This window comes from Thiorhodococcus fuscus (genome assembly GCF_042682685.1).
In the GTDB taxonomy this organism is placed as follows: Bacteria; Pseudomonadota; Gammaproteobacteria; order Chromatiales; family Chromatiaceae; genus Imhoffiella; species Imhoffiella fuscus.
In genome coordinates this window covers 34458-51938 of sequence record NZ_JBHUHX010000027.1, presented here as the reverse complement: position 1 = coordinate 51938, position 17481 = coordinate 34458, and the positions used below count along the sequence as shown (strand labels likewise).

Annotated in this window: 13 protein-coding genes; 12 read left to right on the top strand and 1 reads right to left on the bottom strand. The window is 65.3% G+C overall.

What is annotated here, in order from left to right; genetic code table 11:
* Positions 1-514 precede the first annotated feature (514 nt).
* The 3 genes from ACFSJC_RS11615 (at position 515) to ACFSJC_RS11605 (ending at position 8716) form a co-directional block, all read left to right on the top strand.
* On the top strand, positions 515-1963 hold the full coding sequence (locus ACFSJC_RS11615) for a glycosyltransferase (protein ID WP_386026814.1): 1449 nt from the start codon (positions 515-517) through the stop codon (positions 1961-1963).
* A gap of 278 nt (positions 1964-2241) precedes the next feature.
* The gene (locus ACFSJC_RS11610; protein WP_386026812.1) at positions 2242-5247 is read left to right on the top strand and encodes a chemotaxis protein CheB; all 3006 of its coding nucleotides are present in this window, start codon (positions 2242-2244) and stop codon (positions 5245-5247) included.
* A complete protein-coding gene (locus ACFSJC_RS11605; RefSeq protein ID WP_386026810.1) occupies positions 5237-8716 on the top strand; it encodes a bifunctional diguanylate cyclase/phosphodiesterase in 3480 nt (1159 codons plus the stop codon). Before ACFSJC_RS11610 ends, ACFSJC_RS11605 begins: the two co-directional genes overlap by 11 nt.
* A 114-nt stretch (positions 8717-8830) precedes the next feature.
* On the opposite strand, the gene ACFSJC_RS11600 is transcribed toward ACFSJC_RS11605, so the two are convergent.
* Positions 8831-9874, bottom strand: coding sequence for a quinone-dependent dihydroorotate dehydrogenase (locus ACFSJC_RS11600; protein ID WP_386026809.1), 1044 nt, complete (start codon positions 9872-9874; stop codon positions 8831-8833).
* Between the two features lie 140 nt (positions 9875-10014).
* Between ACFSJC_RS11600 and ACFSJC_RS11595 the strand changes: the two genes are divergently transcribed.
* The 9 genes from ACFSJC_RS11595 (at position 10015) to ACFSJC_RS11555 (ending at position 17478) form a co-directional block, all read left to right on the top strand.
* Positions 10015-10602, top strand: coding sequence for a DJ-1/PfpI family protein (locus ACFSJC_RS11595; protein ID WP_007038842.1), 588 nt, complete (start codon positions 10015-10017; stop codon positions 10600-10602).
* A 7-nt stretch (positions 10603-10609) separates the two neighbouring features.
* Positions 10610-11074 carry a gamma-glutamylcyclotransferase family protein gene (locus tag ACFSJC_RS11590; RefSeq protein ID WP_386026807.1) on the top strand — a complete coding sequence of 155 codons (465 nt, stop codon included), beginning with the start codon at positions 10610-10612 and terminating at the stop codon, positions 11072-11074.
* Positions 11075-11112: 38 nt separating this feature from the next.
* A complete protein-coding gene (locus tag ACFSJC_RS11585) occupies positions 11113-11574 on the top strand; it encodes an OsmC family protein (protein ID WP_386026805.1) in 462 nt (153 codons plus the stop codon).
* 73 nt (positions 11575-11647) lie between these two features.
* Complete coding sequence (locus tag ACFSJC_RS11580; RefSeq protein ID WP_386026803.1) at positions 11648-12418, top strand: hypothetical protein; 771 nt, start codon at positions 11648-11650, stop codon at positions 12416-12418.
* Positions 12419-12430: 12 nt separating this feature from the next.
* On the top strand, positions 12431-14167 hold the full coding sequence (locus tag ACFSJC_RS11575; RefSeq protein ID WP_386026802.1) for a RyR domain-containing protein: 1737 nt from the start codon (positions 12431-12433) through the stop codon (positions 14165-14167).
* Positions 14168-14173: 6 nt separating this feature from the next.
* Positions 14174-14995, top strand: coding sequence for an MlaE family ABC transporter permease (locus tag ACFSJC_RS11570; protein ID WP_386026800.1), 822 nt, complete (start codon positions 14174-14176; stop codon positions 14993-14995).
* Positions 14996-14999: 4 nt separating this feature from the next.
* Positions 15000-15737 carry an ATP-binding cassette domain-containing protein gene (locus ACFSJC_RS11565; protein WP_386026798.1) on the top strand — a complete coding sequence of 246 codons (738 nt, stop codon included), beginning with the start codon at positions 15000-15002 and terminating at the stop codon, positions 15735-15737.
* Positions 15734-16849 (top strand): MlaD family protein, encoded by a 1116-nt coding sequence (locus ACFSJC_RS11560; RefSeq protein ID WP_386026797.1) that lies wholly within the window; start codon positions 15734-15736, stop codon positions 16847-16849. The genes ACFSJC_RS11565 and ACFSJC_RS11560 overlap by 4 nt, the downstream gene beginning before the upstream one ends.
* Positions 16846-17478 (top strand): ABC-type transport auxiliary lipoprotein family protein, encoded by a 633-nt coding sequence (locus tag ACFSJC_RS11555; protein ID WP_386026795.1) that lies wholly within the window; start codon positions 16846-16848, stop codon positions 17476-17478. Before ACFSJC_RS11560 ends, ACFSJC_RS11555 begins: the two co-directional genes overlap by 4 nt.
* Positions 17479-17481: the final 3 nt, after the last annotated feature.

Here is a 17481-nt window from a genome sequence, read left to right as displayed (position 1 = left end):
GTAGCCGTTCGTCGATCGGCCTCTTTCTTCAGTCCTCGTCTTCCGATTGCGCTTGACCATCATTCTGGACCCAATGGGACGACCGCTTCCTGTCACACGGGTGAGCGATGTCCCGATGGATATGGTGGAAACCGAGGTGCTTGCGCGCTGACGACGGACGAACCAGTTGCTACATCGCGCCATGGACGGCTTTATTCTTCGCTTGACGCCGACGTCGAGCCATCTTTCTGTTTCGCCGATCTCGGCCCCTTCGCGGCCACCCTCCTGTATGCGCCTCGTTTCCGGGTCGCGAGCGTGCGGGGTTCCGCCGTATTCCCTCGCGAGCGAGGGGGACTTGCTGTGTGTATCGCACAGCCCTATGCTGTCATGTCTGTGACAACGCGCGGCATTGCACCCGTCACTCGGAATCCGGCCCCAACTCCCGTTTCCAGCTACCTCTCCGTTCAGTGCGACGCCTTGTTCGCGGTCCAGATGCCCCCTTCAACCATCCTTCAACTATACGGACACGCAACTCATGCTTGCGGCGGAATCTTCGATCGAGCTTTTCCTCACTCTCGGTCTCGCCATCTTGGCGATCTTTTCACTCAACCTTGCCTTGCTGACGCTGATTCGGTTGCTGACGCCAGCGCGCACGCTTCCCATCGCGACACCAGCTGAATCGGATCTGCCCAAGGTCTTGATCCAGCTCCCGCTCTTTAACGAAGGAGAGCTGGTCGAGCGGATTCTGGGCGCCGTCGTGGCGATCGACTGGCCGCGCGATCGGCTGGAGATCCAGGTGCTGGACGACAGCATCGACGGTTCGCTTGCCTTGAGCCGTCACGCCGTCGCCGAACTGCACAAAGAGGGCGTGCAGATCGAACTGCTTCACCGTGTCGATCGGACCGCCTTCAAGGCCGGTGCGCTTGCCGCCGGACTGGAGCGCTCGGATGCCCCCTTCGTCGCCATCTTCGACGCCGATTTCATCCCGCCTACCGATTTTCTGCGCAAGACGGTGGGTGCCCTGGTCGCCGGATCGGACCTGGCCTATGTCCAGACCCGCTGGGCGCATATCAATCGGGAGGAGAGTCTTCTCACCCGCATTCAGGCGCGTCTGCTCGACTCGCACTTCTGCGTGGAACAGGAGGCGCGCTGGCGCTTGGGTCTGCCGGTTCCGTTCAATGGAACCTGCGGCGTCTGGCGCCGCGCCGCCATCCTGGATGCCGGCGGTTGGGAGGGCGACACCCTGACCGAGGATCTGGATCTCAGTTTGCGGGCGCGTCTGCGCGGCTGGCGCTCCGGCTATATGAAGGATGTAACGGTCCCCGGCGTGTTGCCGGTCTCGACGCGTGCCTGGCGGGTTCAACAATTCCGCTGGACCAAGGGCTTCGTGCAGTGCTCGGTCAAGCTGACGCCCCGGATCTGGCGCGACAGTCCGCTCCCCCTCTGGCAGCGTCTGATGGTGAGTCTACAGATGGGGCAGCCGCTCGCCTTCGTGATCGGTTCGGCCTGTCTTTTCATGGGGCTGCCCTTCATGGCGGGCGCCGCAGTCGGTGGCGAGACGCTCGGACATGTCGCCATCGTGACCTCGATCCTGGGCTTCGCCGCTCCGATCGGTTTCCTGGTCCTGGCCGGCCCGCGCAGCTCCCTGCGGCGGACGGCGACCGAGGTGCTGGGCTCGCTGGTCCTGACGAGCGGCCTGCTGCTCTCGAACGCGCGCGCCGGTGTCGAGGCGCTGATGGGACATCAGACCGAGTTCGTTCGCACCCCCAAGGCGCGTTCTCTGCAGGGCGGTCTGGTGAAGATGCGCTGGCGTAACGGTGCCATCGAGTTGGGGGCCGGGCTGGGTTTGCTCGGATTCACACTCCTCGAACAGCCCCTGGCCGTCATCTATCTGGCGATGGTCATTGGCGGCCTGCTCGGCGTCGGGACCATGCAGATGCTCGACGGCGTGCTCTTGTCCAAACCGGTCGAAACTCGCCACTGAAGGCAAGGCAACGGCATCTCCCGGATTCCACAGGGTTCGGGGATGCCGCTTCCCTCCGTGGTTCGACGCGCGATCCCGCTCTTTCATCCCTGCGATCTTCGACGCGACTGGCTTGCGGTCGTGGGCACGTTTGGCCGAGGATCTGATGTTCACCCCCATGCGTGTTCGAAATACGGCCATGGGATTCTGGATCCGTTATGCTTTTATGCCGTCGCGGTGCGTGGCACCGCGCGTCTTATTAGGCCCTAGATCAAGCAGTCACTGCGGAAGTTCATCCTATGTCAGAGGCGACAGAGACCGATCACCTTGAGGCGCCGCCTCCTGGGAAGGCGTCCAACCCGTTCAAGGGCTATGTCGTGGCCATCGGCGCATCGGCCGGCGGGCTGGATGCGCTGGAGCGTTTTTTTCAGGGGATGCCTGAAAAGACCGGGGCCGCCTTCGTGGTGATTCAGCATCTGTCGCCGGATCATAAGAGCATGATGGCCAGTCTGCTCGCGCGCCATACCTCGATGCCGGTGGTCACGGTCGCGCACGATATGCGGATCGAGGCCGACCGGGTTCATCTGATCCCGCCGGCTAGTCTCATGACCGTCTTGCGCGATGCCTTGCGGTTGAGCCCCAAGAATCCGCGCGGACTGACGCTTCCGATCGATCTCTTCTTCTGCTCGCTTGCCAAGGAGTTCGGCAACCGCGCGATCGGTGTGATCCTGTCCGGTACCGGATCGGACGGCACGCGCGGGGCCGTGGCCATCAACGACTCCGGCGGCTTTCTGCTCGCCCAGGACCCCGAATCGGCCAAGTTCGACGGCATGCCCAGAAGCGTGATCGCGACGGGGCTGGTGGATGCCATCATGGCCCCGGAGGAGCTGGGACCGCGTCTGGTGGCGCACATCCATCAGCTGCCCCAGGCCAAGATCCGTACCCCGGTGCTCTATCACGAGATCGACAAGGACAATGCCAACGAGGAGGTGATGCACCTCCTTCAGCACTCGGGCGGCATCAACTTTCGTGATTACAAGCCGGCGACGGTCATGCGGCGCATGGAGCGGCGCATGCAGGTGCGACAGACCCCGGATCTGCTCAGCTACGCGCGATTGCTGGAGTCCGATCGAGCCGAATTGGCCACCTTGCGTCGCGAGCTGCTGATCCCCGTTACCAGCTTCTTCCGCGACCCCGAGACGTTCGATACCCTCGCCGAGACGGCCATCAAGACCATCGTCGCCGAGCGTGGCGACAATCAGCCGATCCGGGTCTGGGCCCCGGGCATTGCGACTGGCGAGGAGGCCTATACGTTGGCGATCCTCTTCGCCGAGGCCTTCGAGCGCGACAGGCGCTGGCCCAACTTCAAGCTGTTCGCCACAGACGTCGAGCCTCAGAACGTCGAAACCGCAGGAGCCGGCGTCTTCTCCGAGGCGATCACGACCGAGCTCTCGCCCGAACGTTTGGAGAAGTTCTTCACGCGCCGCGGCAATCACTTCATGGTGCGTCCAGAGATTCGCCAGAGCATCATCTTTGCCCGGCACAATCTGCTCGAAGATCCGCCGTTCACCCGGATGGATCTGGTGTCCTGTCGCAATCTGCTGATCTATTTTCGCTCGGAGGCACAGGAGCGCGCCTTGCGAAGGCTCCAATATGCCATGGCGCCCGGCGGTTTTCTCCTGCTCGGACCGAGCGAGACGATCGCCAATCTGCAGACGGACTTCACGGCCGTCAGCTCGAAGCACAAGATCTATCGCATCCTGCGGCATGTCTCGCTTCCGCTGGACCTCGCCAATTCGCCGCTGTCGCGTCACGCCAGGGCCGGTTCCAAGCCGCGCGCGCCGGTTCATTCCCACTCCCCGGTCAGCGATGCCGCCGTGATCGAGGCGGCCCAGTCACTGTTGCTGCACACCTATGCGCCCACGAGCCTGTTGCTCAATCAGGGGCACGATCTGCTGCACGTCTTCGGCGACGTCGGGCATTACCTGAGGATCGGGGAGGGCAGCGTCAGCCTGGATCTCGGCAAGCTCCTACCCAATACCCTGGTGTCGATCGCCAAGGCACTGCTCTACAAGGCGGCCCGAGATCGGGCGCCGCTACGTTCGGATCTGCTCGGGGTCGCCCTTTCCGAGCATGGCGTCGAGCGCTTGCGTCTGGTGGCACGGCCGGTCGAGCCGTCACATGGCGAACTCCATCTGCTGCTCTCGTTCGAGCCGGAGGGGGTGGTCGAGCTGGATGTCAAAGGAGAGGGTGGGGCTCGCGTCCAGGGCGATCCCCTTGCGGTTGAGACCAAGACGTCTCCGGCCGACATCGAGGTCATCAGTCTCGATCGCGAGACCGCCCAGCGCATCGAGAATCTGGAGCGCGAGCTGGCGGCGACCCGCGAGAGCCTTCAGGCCACGATCGAGGAGCTGGAGACGGCCAACGAGGAATTGCAGGCGACCAACGAGGAGCTCATGGCCTCGAACGAGGAACTGCAGAGCTCGAACGAGGAGCTGCAGTCCGTCAACGAGGAACTCTACACGGTCAATGCCGAGAATCAGGAGAAGATCGAGATCCTCAACCGGCTCAACGCCGACCTCGACGGCATGGCCAAGGCCGCCTCGATCGCGACCCTATTCGTGGATTCGAAGCTGCGTCTGACGCGTTTTACCCCCGAGGCCACGGCGCTTTTCAAGATCCGCGACTCGGATCTGGGGCGCCCGATCGACGACTTCAGCAATCTGCTGCAGTCTCCCAATTTCATTTCGGAGTTGCGCCGCACCATCGACTCCGGCGAGATGCTGCAGCACGAGATCGAGGCCGCGAACGGCCGGCATTATCTGGCGCGGGTCCTGCCCTATTTCATGCGCTCCGGCGAATCGCGCGGCGCGGTCGCGACCTTCGTCGACATCAACAGCCTGCGCGATGTGGAGCGTCTACAGGCGGTGCTGGACTCGCTGCCGGAGCATGTGGCGGTGCTCGACCGCGAGGGCGTGATCACGCTGGTGAACAGCGCCTGGCGCCGGTTCGCCGCCGAGAACGGCGATCCCGAGCTGCTGCGCTCGGGGGTGGGGGTCAATTATCTCGACGCCTGCGATCTCAATCTGGCGTCCGAGGATTCCAAGGCGGGCGAGGCGCGCGAGGGCCTCAAAAGGGTGCTGAGCGGCGAGACCTCGTCGTTCTTGATGGAATATCCCTGCGACTCGCCTGAAAAATCACGCTGGTTCCTCATGCATGCGGCACCGATCGCGCATTCGGCCGGTGGGGTGGTGGTGAGCCACATCGATGTCACCAAGTGGGCAGGTGAGCCGCATGCGAAATGATGGCGTTTCGGCTCTGCACGACCTGCGTTCGAGCACGGCTCCCGATACCGACGACCTGACCGAGGTGTCCGCCGAGCAGATTCGTCGGCGTGCGGCGGAACGCTTGCGCGAGGGCGGCTTCAAGTTGGCCGACGTCCCGCTGGAACAGGCCGATCAGGATCTGGCATCGCTGATCGAGAACCAGCGCATCTATCAGGCCGAGCTGGAGATCCAGAACGAGGAGCTGCAGCGCGGTCAGCATCAGATCCAAGAGGCGCTCGCGCGCTTCGCCTCCTTCTTCAACTCGCTGCCGGTGGCCGAGCTGGTGATCGATCGCAAGGGGCTGGTGCTGGAGGCCAATCCGGCCGCCCAGTCGCTCTTTGGGCTGGCCGGCACCCATCTGCGGCAGCATTTCTTCGCCCGCTTGCTCGAAGAGTCCGATCGTGCCTCCGTGATCGATGCCTGGTCCAATCTGCACGCCGACCATGGGGTGGAGCTACCGGAGGTCCGTTTCCGCAACGGTCGGACGGGTGGTTTCATCGGGGATCTTCACATCGCCCCGCTGGTAACCTCGCTCGGCGAGATCGAACATTATGTCTGTGCCGTGATCGACCGTACCGACTCGGTCGCTCAGCGTCGCGCCCTCGACGACTCGACCGCGCGTCTGCGTCGCAGCGAATCCAAGCTGCGCGAGCGTCTGAAGGAGTTGTCGGCGCTGCATGACATATTGGCCGAGACCTCGCGCCTGGAGGCGCCGGCCGAGGAGGTTCTGCGGCGGGTCGTGGAGCGCCTGCCTTGGGCGTGCCGTTTCCCCGACATCGCCGAGGCTCGGATTCGCTTGCCGGATGGCGACGTCCAAACGATCAGGTTCGTCGAAACCGACTGGCAGCGGCGAGTCGATTTGGTGCTGCCGGATGGCACCCGAGGTGATATCCGGCTCGTCTATCGCGAGCGGCCGCCGCTCGTCGATGAGGACGTGCCCTTTCTTGACGAGGAGCTTCGTCTGCTGGACGCGGTGGCGGCCCATATCGAAGGATTTCTCGGTCGTCGGTACGACGAACGCCGATTGCGCGAGACCCGCGAGCGCTACCGCATACTCGCCGAGTTCAGCTCCGAGTGGGAATACTGGCTTGGGCCGAACGGATGCTACCTCTACGTCTCGCCGGCCTGCGAGCGTATCACCGGATACGCGGCCGCCGCGTTCGAGTCCGATCCCTCGCTGCTGTCCCGACTGATTCATCCAGACGATCGCACGCTCTGGGAGGCCAAGCACGCGTATCTGGAGCTGGACCATGGTGCGGCCCAGGACGGATTCGAGTTCCGTCTGATCGCGCGTGACGGCAACGAGCGCTGGATCGAACAGATCTGCAATCCGGTCTTCAACGGCACAGGGGAGTTTCTCGGCAGGCGTGGGGTTAACCGCGACATCACGGAGCGCAAGCGGACCGAGGAGGCGCTCAAGCGCAGCGAGGCGTTCCTCAACGCGACCGGTCGCATGGCCAAGGTTGGTGGTTGGGAGCTGGACCCGACGAGCCAAGAGATGCGTTGGACGCGCGGGACCTATGAGCTCTTTGCGCTGCCGGAGGGGAGCGCGCTCACGGTCGACCGCTGTCTCGATCTGTTCCAACCCCAGGATGCGGCCAGGCTGCGCGCCGCGCTCGACCGTGCCTCGAACGAGGGAGTCGCCTTCGATCTGAGCGTGCGCCTCGCTGCCAGCAGCGATCCGCCGCGCTGGTTGCAGATCACCTGTCAGCCCTTGCAGTATGCCGGTTCCGTGGTCCGGCTGCTGGGCGCCATCCAGGATATCAGCGCCCGGGTCGAGGCGGAGAAGGCGCTGCGTCAGGCCGCCCGCGTCTTCGAGAGCACTGCCGAGGGCGTCATCATCACCGATCCGGAGGCCCGTATCCTGGCGGTGAACCGCGCCTTCACCGAGATCACCGGATACAGCGAGTCCGAGGCGCTCGGTGGCACACCGAAGCTGCTGCGCTCGGGACGCCAGGATAGCGACTTCTACGACCGAATGTGGCGTGAGCTTGCGGAGCGAGGTCATTGGCGCGGCGAGCTTTGGGATCGCAACAAGAACGGCGAAATCTTTCCGGTTCTTCTGACCCTCAGCTCGGTCCTGGACGATGCGGGCGAGCTGACCCACTATGTCGGCGTCTTCAGCGATATCAGCCATATCAAGCGCGCGGAGGCGAGGCTCGAATTCCTCGCCAACCACGATCCGCTGACCGAACTGCCGAATCGCGCCCTGTTCCAGAAACGTCTGCTGGAGTGCATTCAACGCGCCGAACGCTATCGGCGTCAGTTTGCGCTGCTCTTTATCGATCTGGATCGTTTCAAGGACATCAACGACACGCTCGGGCATCTATTCGGCGATGCCCTGTTGAAGCGGGTCGCCGCCATTCTGGGGCATCAGGTGCGCTCGGTGGACACCATTGCGCGTCTGGGCGGGGACGAGTTCGTCATTGTCCTCGAGGACATTCCCGAACCCCGATTCGCTGCACGATTTGCCGACCGCCTGATGGAGATCTTCACCCAGCCGCTATTGGTCGAGAATCATGAGCTCTTCATTACCGCCAGCATCGGGATCAGTCTCTATCCGCAGGACGGCTGCGACATCGAGAGCCTGGTGCGTCACGCGGACATCGCCATGTACCAGGCCAAGAACGCTGGGCGCAACGCCTTCAGCTTCTTCGAGCCGCTTATGTCCGAGGGGGTCGCTCAGCGTTTGAAACTGGAGCATGAGCTGCGCGGCGCGCTGAAGCGCGAGGAGTTCGTTCTCCATTATCAGCCGCAGCTGACGTTGGATGGCCGATGCCTGCGGGGCGTCGAAATACTCTGCCGCTGGCGCCATCCCGTACTGGGTCTGCTGCCGCCCGAGCGCTTTCTGCCGATGACCGAGGAGCTGGGTCTGATCGACGCGCTCGGTTATTGGATCCTGGAACAGGGCTGCCGGCAGCTCGCGAGCTGGGACCAGCTCGGTGTGAAGGTGCCGCGACTGGCCATGAATCTCAGCGTGCGCGAGCTGTCGAACGAAAATCTCGTTCCCCGGATCCGGGAGACCCTGGAACATTACGGCATCGCGCCCGAGCGTCTGGAGCTGGAGGTGGCGGAGTCCAAACTCGCGCGCTGCTCGGATGCGTCGCTCGGCAATCTCTCCGTCCTGAGCGCGATGGGCGTTACGCTGGCGATCGACGACTTCGGTATCGCAAGTCCGGCGCTGACGCGTCTGCAGCGCCTGCCGCTCAAGAGGCTCAAGATCGATCGTTCCATCGTGGAGACCCTGGCGGCCGATTCGGGGGGGCGCGCCTTGGTTCGCGCCATCTCCGGGCTGGCGCGCGGCCTGGGCCTGGAGATCTTCGCCGAAGGCGTCGAGACCGCCGAGCAGGCGGACATCCTGCGTCTCGAAGGCTGTGACGAGGGACAGGGCTTCCTCTTCTGTCGGCCGCTCCCGCCCAACGATCTGCATCTGGTCTGGCCGCTCTGATGCGAGGCTGCGTCTCTGCCTGAGCAACGTGCATCAACCGCTTCCCGATATCTGGGTGCCGCAGGCGTTTCGGAGGGCACCTACGAAATCGGGACTCTGTTGTCGGACGATTCCCTAGCGGGCTCGTTGTGCCAGGGCTGAGAGCAGTCCGCGAACGAACCTCGGTCCTCCATAGATCAGCCCCGTATAGACCTGAATGAGGTTGGCGCCCGCGTCGAGCTTGGCGGCCGCGCCTTCCGGGTCCATGATTCCGCCGACGCCTATCAGGATCGGAGCCGGGCCGATCTCGGCGCGCACGTGCGCGAGCAGTTGGGTGCTGCGCTCCAGCAGCGGGCGCCCCGAGAGCCCGCCGCTCAGTCCCTCGGTCGCGCTCTTGAGGCCGTCGAACCGAATGGTGGTGTTGGTCAGGATGAGTCCGGCGCAGCCGGCCCCGAGCGCGGCGCGGGCGCAGGCGATGGCGTCCGCGTCGGCCAGGTCGGGCGCCAGTTTGACCAGGAGCGGTCGCGGTTGGCTCAGACGCTGATTGGGCTCCTGGATCGCGCCGATGATGCGCTCCACCTCATCGACCCGTTGCAGGTCGCGCAGTCCGGGCGTGTTGGGACTGGAGATATTGACGACCACGTAGTCGGCCAGCTCGCCGAGCCGCTCGAAGCTGCGGCGGTAGTCCTGCGCGGCCTCTTCGGCGGGCGTGACCTTGGATTTGCCCAGATTCACCCCGAGCGGGACCTGCAACAGACCTCGTGCGCGCAGGCGTTCCAGCCGGCGTCCCATCGCCTCGGCGCCAGCGTTGTTGAAGCCCATGCGATTGATGATCGCCCGGTCTTCGGTCAGCCGGAACAGACGTGGTTGCGGATTGCCCGGCTGGGCCAGCGCCGTGACCGTGCCCACCTCAATGAAACCGAAGCCGAGCCCCTGCCAGGCGGGGATTGCCTCGGCGTTCTTGTCCAGTCCGGCGGCCAGTCCGATCGGGTTTGGGAAGCGCAATCCCATGGCCTCGACGGCCAGTGAGGGTCGACGGGCGATGTCGGTGTCGCCAAGCCTGCCGTCGAAGAGGTTCGACCAGCGCGACAGCAGTCCGAGCGCGTGCCGATGCGCGCGTTCGGGATCCATCTGAAAGGCGAGCGGTTTCAGAAGTGGCCAGAGGTCGGGTGTTTTCATGCGTGATTTCTGTCCGGAAGCGGGTGTTCGATCGTGCGTTCGGGGGCGGGATGCACTGAGATATCTTGTCCAAGCCCTCAGGGACTAAATGCTATAGTTTTGCCTTTCCAATCGATGCGATCCGATGGAGGTCTCATCCCATGGCTGCAAAAAAGATTTTGATGCTGGTCGGCGACTACGTCGAGGACTATGAGGCGATGGTGCCCTTCCAGATGCTACAGATGGTCGGGCACAAGGTCCACGCGGTCTGTCCGGGCAAGATGCCCGGCGACTTCGTGCGTACCGCGATCCATGACTTCGAGGGCGATCAGACCTACAGCGAGAAGCCCGGTCACCGCTTCGCCATCAACGCCGATTTCGCGACGGTCGATCCGGCCAAATACGATGCCCTGGTCATCCCGGGCGGACGTGCCCCCGAGTATCTGCGTTTGAATCCGCACATCATCGAGATCGTGCGTCATTTCGCGGCCGGCGACAAACCCATCGCCTCCGTCTGTCACGGTCAGCAGATCCTGGCCGCCGCCGGTGCGCTTGAGGGCCGCCGCTGCACCGCCTATCCGGCGGTACGCCCGGAGGTGGAGCTGGGGGGGGCGACCTGGTGCGAGGTGAACGAAACCTTCTCCAACGCCTATGTCGACGGCACCTTGGTCACCGCCCCGGCCTGGCCGGCACACCCCGAATGGATGCGCCGATTCCTTGAGGTGCTCGGCACCCGTATCGAGCCCTGAGCCGGCCATGCATCACCGTGTCTTCGTCTACGGCACGCTACTGCGTGGCGATGTGAATCACTACCTGCTGGACGGGGCCGACTTCCTCGGCCCTCACCGCACCGCGCCCTGTTTCACGCTCTATCTGCTCGGGGCCTATCCGGGTCTTGCGCGTGGCGGCTCGACGGCGGTCCATGGCGAGGTCTATGAAGTCGATGGGGCTGGGCTGCGCCGACTCGATCGGCTGGAGGACTATCCACGTCTCTACGACCGGTTGCCGATTCCGACGCCTTATGGTCGGGCCTGGGTCTATGTCTATCGCGGTTCTTTGGAGGGGCGTCCACTGATCCCAGCAGGTGACTGGCGCACCTTCGTGTCGGATCCCGACTCGTTCCGCGCTGCGGGTGTGCGCGGTGCTCGGGACTCCAAGACGCTTCATCGCCGCCAGGAGCGTTTGCTCGCCTTGGCCGACGCAGGGTCGCATCCGTCCTGATCCATTTCATCGTCGAGAACCCGAATCCCGGAGGTCGCATGTCCGAAGAAGGTCGTTTCACCATCCATCTCGAACAGGTGGAAGGGTTCCAGATCAAGGCCGCGTTCGATTGGAAGCGGGTCCCGGATCTGCTGATGGATGAACCGCCTCCGCTCGGCGAGCAGCAGGGGCCGAACGCCTCGCGCATGCTGGCCGCCGCAGCGGCCAATTGTCTGAGCGCGAGCCTGCTCTATTGCGTCTTCAAAGAGGAGCCGCCTGACGATTGTCTGACGGCCGAGGCGACCTGCATCCTGGTGCGCAACGAACGCAAGCGGCTGCGCATCGGCAGTCTGGAGATTAAGCTCGTCGTCGCCGATGTGGTCAAGGAAGCCGCGCGTTTTAAACGCTGCAAGGAGTTGTTCGAGGACTTCTGCGTGGTCTCGGCGAGCATCCGCGAAGGGATCCCGATGCGGGTGAGCGTGCTGGATCGGCAGGGCGAGATCCTTCACGTCTCCGAATGATGCCTCCGATGCCTGCGCTGTCCTCAATCCGAATGGCTCCGTCCCGAATGGTCCTATTGGGACGATCCGCCTGATGGACGCGCCTCGCCAGCCCTCCGGCGATGCCGTCGCGGCCGAATGCCGGCCCGACCGCTCCGAGTTGGCGGCGGCGCTCGCCTCGCTCGGTCTGGTGGGGTCGATGCCGGTTCTGGTGCTGGTCGGCGGCGCGGCCAATCTGGATCCGGCGGTCGCGGATCCGCTACGACGGACGTTCGAGTCGATCCTTCCCTGTCTCGACCGTCTGGACGCGGCCCTGGTCGATGGTGGCACGGCCTTCGGGGTCATGCGTCTGATCGGCGATGTGCATCGACGGCGTGCGGCGCGCTTCCCGTTGATCGGGGTCGCGGCGTCCGGCACCATCGATTCCGACACGCTGCCCGATTCGGCGCGGGTTCATCGCCTGTTGGGCGCAGCCCCGGATCCGCGTCTGGATTCGGGCGCGCGGCTCGATCCCGACCATTCCCATTTCATCCTGGTGCCCGGCACACGCTGGGGCGATGAGTCCGCGTGGATCGAGGCGACGGCATCGGTCTTGGCCGCCGGTCGCCCGATCCTGACCCTCGTCGCCGCCGGTGGTCAGATCACCCGGCTGGATGTCTCGGTCGCGCTTCGGGCCGGGCGTTCGCTGGTGGTGCTGGCCGGCAGCGGCGGCACCGCCGACCTGCTGGCCGATGCCTGGCGGAGCGGTCGCGAGATTCCAGAGATTCCCTCGGGTCCGCGTGAGCGGGCCTTGGTCCAGTTCCTGGATCTGGCGGAGGCGCCACGGCGTCTGCCCGAGATCCTGGCGCGCACCTTCGGCGGCTGAGCGGGGCCGCTCGTGTTCGGACCGCACCCCGTCCATGTGCTCGGCGAAGCCCCTTTGGTCGACCAGGTGGTGAGCGGACTGCGCGAGGGTGAGCGTGTGGCGGTCCAGATCACCCCGGATCAATTGGAGGCCATTCGCCCCAGACGCATGCGCACCCTGGTCCTGGCCGAACCGTTCGATCCGGCGGCGATCCTCGCGCGTTGCTCGGAGCGGCGTCGCGCTGGGCGCTGGTCTCGCACCACCCCTCTGCGGGTTATCCTGATGCACCGGCGCGATCCGCCGCCCCAATTGCCGCCGCTCGATCCGAGTCATCCACTGCGTTTGGAGACCTTCTCGGTCGAGACTCGGGCGGCGCGGGCCTTGCTCACGGCCTGGCCGTTGCACCGTGGTATGGATCCGCGCTTCGGGCAGATCCCGCACCTGCTCCTGGCTGGATTCGAGCATCCGGCGCCCGCCGTCCTGCTCCAGGCGCTGCGCCTCATCCAGTATGGCGAGACGCGGCCGGCCGTGACCATTCTCGACGCCGATCCTCAGCGGGTGGCTGCAGCCCTCTCGAAGGACTATCCCCAGGCCGGTCAGATCGCCGATCTGAGGTTCGATCGGCTCGATCGGCCTGCGCTGGAGGGGCTTCCGCCTGTGACGCAGGCGTTCGTCTGTCTCCCGGATCCACTGGATCGCGCGATCGATACGGCCCGCTCGTTGGGGGAGACCATCGCTCGGGTTCAGGGTGTCTCGCCCGCGATCCTGGTCGAAATCGGCGACGGCGTGGCGGATGGCGAGGTGGGCGATTGGGACGGACAGATCGTTCCCGTGTCCAGCATCCGCACGGTCTGTCGCCCCGGCGTCTTGCTCGATGGTGTCGGTGACGAGATGGCACAGTCCATCCATCGGCACTATCGCGACAGCATCGCCGCACAGGGGCGGAACCCGGATCGCGAACCGGCCGGCCAACCCTGGGAGACGCTCCCCGTTTCCTACCGTCAGGCGAATCGGCATCAGGCGGATCATCTCTGGGCCAAGCTGGCGCTCACCGATTGCGGTGCGGTGGCCGAGGAGATGGTCGAGTCGTTCGCCTTCACCCCGCCGGAGGTCGAGGGGCTCGCGGTCATCGAGCACCAGCGCTGGGCGGCCGACCGTTATCTGGATGGCTGGACCCATGCGCCCGAGCGCGACAACGCACTCAAGCATCATCCGCAGCTGATCCCTTACGCCGAGCTCTCGGAGCCTATGAAGGATCTCGACCGTTTCGCCGTGCGCGGCGTGCCGAGCCTGCTCGCGCGTTCCGGGCTGGGCGTGGTGCGCATGCTCATCCTGGCCATTCCGGACGCGCCTGGAGCGGCGCTCGACCGGCGCGGTCAGCGCCGTCTGCTGCGTCCGCTCTTGGAGCGATTGGTTCGGCGCTACCCCGACCGGGCGCTGGTCTGCGCCTCGACGCTCGGGTCTCCGTTGGCGCGCCAACTGGTGCGCGCGGCCATGGAACACGCCGGGGCCGGGCTCTTCTGGCTTCTGCCAGAGCCGCTTGCCGATCTGCTCGCGCGTCAGGCGGACACCGCGTCCCGTGTGGATCTGCTCGGTCTCGCCGCGCGGGCCGAGCGACGCATCGGCCTCTCGGGCCCGGCGGAGCTCGAACGCTGGCATGCCGAGCGTGCCGAGATTCTGATCGCGTTGGATGAGATGCCCGAAACGCCGACGCCCGCGAAGCGGGTTCGGGTCGGTCGGCGCGGTCTGGTCTGGGATTTCGAGTACTGATTCGCGATGCTCATCCGCCAACGCCATTCGATGCTGCGTCCCGAGCGCGAGCCCGCCCCGCCGCTGAGCGGCTCGAACGGTTGGATCGAGCAGCTCGGGCTGGCCTTTCTGGCACTGGCGTCCTGTCTCGGGCTCTATGCGAGCATCCTCGTCGGCCGCTCGCGTCTGGATCTGCCCGCCTTTGCGATCGCGTTGCGTCAGGCCGGGCTTTCCATCCTGCCGGCGATGACGCTGGTGGCGGGTGCCGTCGGGATCATTTTGGGACGCCAGGCTCAGTCCTTCCTGGCCCAGTTCGATCTGCCGGGTCTGATCCTGCTGTCGGTCAGCTACGGCATCGTGGTGGAGGTGGTCCCCATCCTGGTCGGTATCCTGGTGGCCGGACGGGCCGGTGTCGCACTGGCCGTGCGCCAGGCGACGCTGGCGGCGAGCGGCGAGATGGATGGACTCCTGGTCAACGGCATCGATCCGATCCGCTTCACCCTGGGTCCGGTGCTGCTCGCCATGCTGCTCATGAGCTTCGCCTTCACCGTCTGGGGATCCCTGGTCACCTTCGGTGCCGCCGGGATCTGGTTGTGGGCGATGTCGGGCCTGCCGCCCGTGCTCTTCATCGACGCGCTGGAGCGTGCGCTGACCTCGGGGGATCTGGTCGAGGCGCTGCTCAAACCCGTGCTGTTCGCCGTACTGATCGCCTTGATCGCGACCGTTCACGGTACCGCCGCCGGTCGCGATCCGCAGGGAATCGCCCAGGCCGCGACCCGCACCATGATCGGTGCGGTGAGCGCCATCCTGCTCGCGGATCTCGCGGTCGTACTGCTTGTCGGGGGCTGAGGCCATGATCGCTGCACTGGAGCTGGACGGTATCTTCCAGCATGTGAAGGGACGCGCCGCCCTGAGCGATATCCGCTTGCGGATGGCGCAAGGCGACTGGCTGCTGGTCGTCGGACCGAACGGTGCGGGCAAGTCGCTTCTGATGCGGCTCGTCCTTGGTCTGGATTCCCCTTCGGCGGGTACAATCCGGGTTTTGGGGCAGGATCTTTCGGCGCTGAATGGACGTGCGATGCGGACCTTGCGAGGTCGCATGGGCGCCGTGCTCCAGGGTGGATCGCTCCTCGCCGGATACAGCGTGCTGGAGAATCTGCTGCTGCCGCTGCGCGATTCGCCCCTGAGCCGCGACCAGATGGCCTACGAGGCGCGGCTGGTGATGACGCTGCTACAGCTCGACGGGTTGGAGAATCATCCGCCGCGCGCGCTCTCGCTCGGCCAGCAGCGCCGGGTGGAGCTGGCGCGGGCGCTCATCCATCGGCCGAGCCTGCTGATCTGGGACGGCTTCTCCGACGGATTGGATCCGGCCGCCATTCAGGAGACACTGGCCGTTCTGGCCACCTTGAGGGAGAACACCCAGCTGACCCTGATCGCCACCGACAATCGACCCGACATCCTCACCGGCGCCGACTATCGGGTGGCGGTGCTGGATCGCGGTCGTCTGCTGTTCGAAGGTTCCGCCGAGGCGGCGATCGCGGCCAGCGCGAGCCGACTCGACCTGCGGGCGGCGCTCTGGGGGCGGATGTGAGCGGCCCGGATCGCTCGACCTCCGGTCGGCTCGACCGGCTCTATTCGCCGCCCGAGATCGGCGGTCCGGGCAAGCGCCGGGCACGGGCGCAGCATCGCGATCTGCTCCTGGCCGGCGGATTCGTGCTGGCGATGGTTCTGGTCGTGGCCGGTGCCTTCTATCTCGTGCTGCCGGGGCTCTTCGGTCGCGCCTATCATCTCGACGCCTATTTCCTCGACGCCGAGGGGCTGGACGCCGGAATCCAGGTGGTTCAGGAGGGCTATGTCATCGGCATGGTTGATCGGGTGACGCCCGTCTTTCCGCAGCGGGATTCGGAGGCCGTTCGCTGTCCTGCGCCGCCGCAGGATGCCCCGCGTCGTCATGCGGCGCTGCCCTGCTTTCGCGCCAGGCTTCGGATCAAGGATGGCTGGCCGGTGCCGCTCGACAGCCGTGCCCAGTTGGGGGCTGCGGGGCTGCTATCGGGCGATGTCATCCGCATCACGCCCGGATCCGCCACCGCGCTGCTCGCCGATGGCTCCGTCATCGAGGCCGATGGGCGTGAGATCGATCTGGCAGGGCGGCTCGGCCAGCTCACCGAGACGATCACGGCTTTGGTCGAGGAGACCATCGCCCCGACATTGGCCAGCATCCGCGACCAGATCAAAACCATCGAGCTGCTGATCGGCACCGGCGACGACCAGTCCGGGAATCGAGATCGGCTGGCCGGTGCCTTCGCCAATCTGCAGGAGCTCTCCGCACGGCTCAAGGAGGCGGTCGATCCAGCGGCTATCGCAGCCATACTGGGGTCGGTTCGGGTCATGTCGGACAATCTCGCCAGCATGACAACCGCGCTGAAGTCGAGCACCGGCGACATCCAGGGTGCCGTGAACAACTATGGGTCGCTGGCGTCCGATATCCGAGGACTGGTGCGCGAGAACCGGCCGGCGCTCCAGAAGTCGCTCGACGATACCCAATATCTGCTCCAGGAGCTGTCGGCGGCGCTGACCCCGATCCTGGCCAATATGGAGGAGGCGACACGCAATCTCTCGGTTCTGTCGCGCGAGCTGCGCGACGATCCCAAGGCCCTCCTCAAGAGTCGCGAACAGGAGGACAGGACGCCGTGGTTTCAGTGAGTCGCCTCATTTCGCCACTGTCGCTCCTCGGTTGCGTCCTGCTCGTCGCTGGATGCGGATCGGCTCCGCCGATCGAGCCCGATCGCTATTACCTGCTCGAACCCCCGACCCAGGTTCAGCGGGCGCGAACGCAGACCCCGGCCATTCTGCTGGTGAACGATCTGGCGGCGCGCGGTTTCCTCGGCGGACGCGAGATCCTCTATCGCACCCGCGAACAGCCCCTGATGATCGCGCGCTACCGCAACCTGCTTTGGGCTGAGCCCGTGCCTCAGGCGATGGTCGGGGTGCTGGTCGGCGCCATTCGCAAGGCCGGACTCTTCCGCTATGTCGCCATCCCGGCGGATCGGGTCAGGGCCGATTATCTGCTCAACGGCGAGGTGGAGCGTTTCGAGCACTGGCCGACGGACCGTCCGCCCCGGGTGACGGCCACACTGAATCTGTCGCTGGTGGCGGCGGACGATCGGCGCTCGCTCTGGGCGCGTCAGTACAGCGGCGAGGAGGTCGTGGAGGCCAGCACCCCGGACGCCATGGCTGCCGCCTTCGACCGTCTCGCCGCGCGACTGGCCGGAGAGGTGGTGCGCGATCTGGAGCGGGTCCAACCTCTGCTGGTCTCCATCCCTCGGTCCTGATCG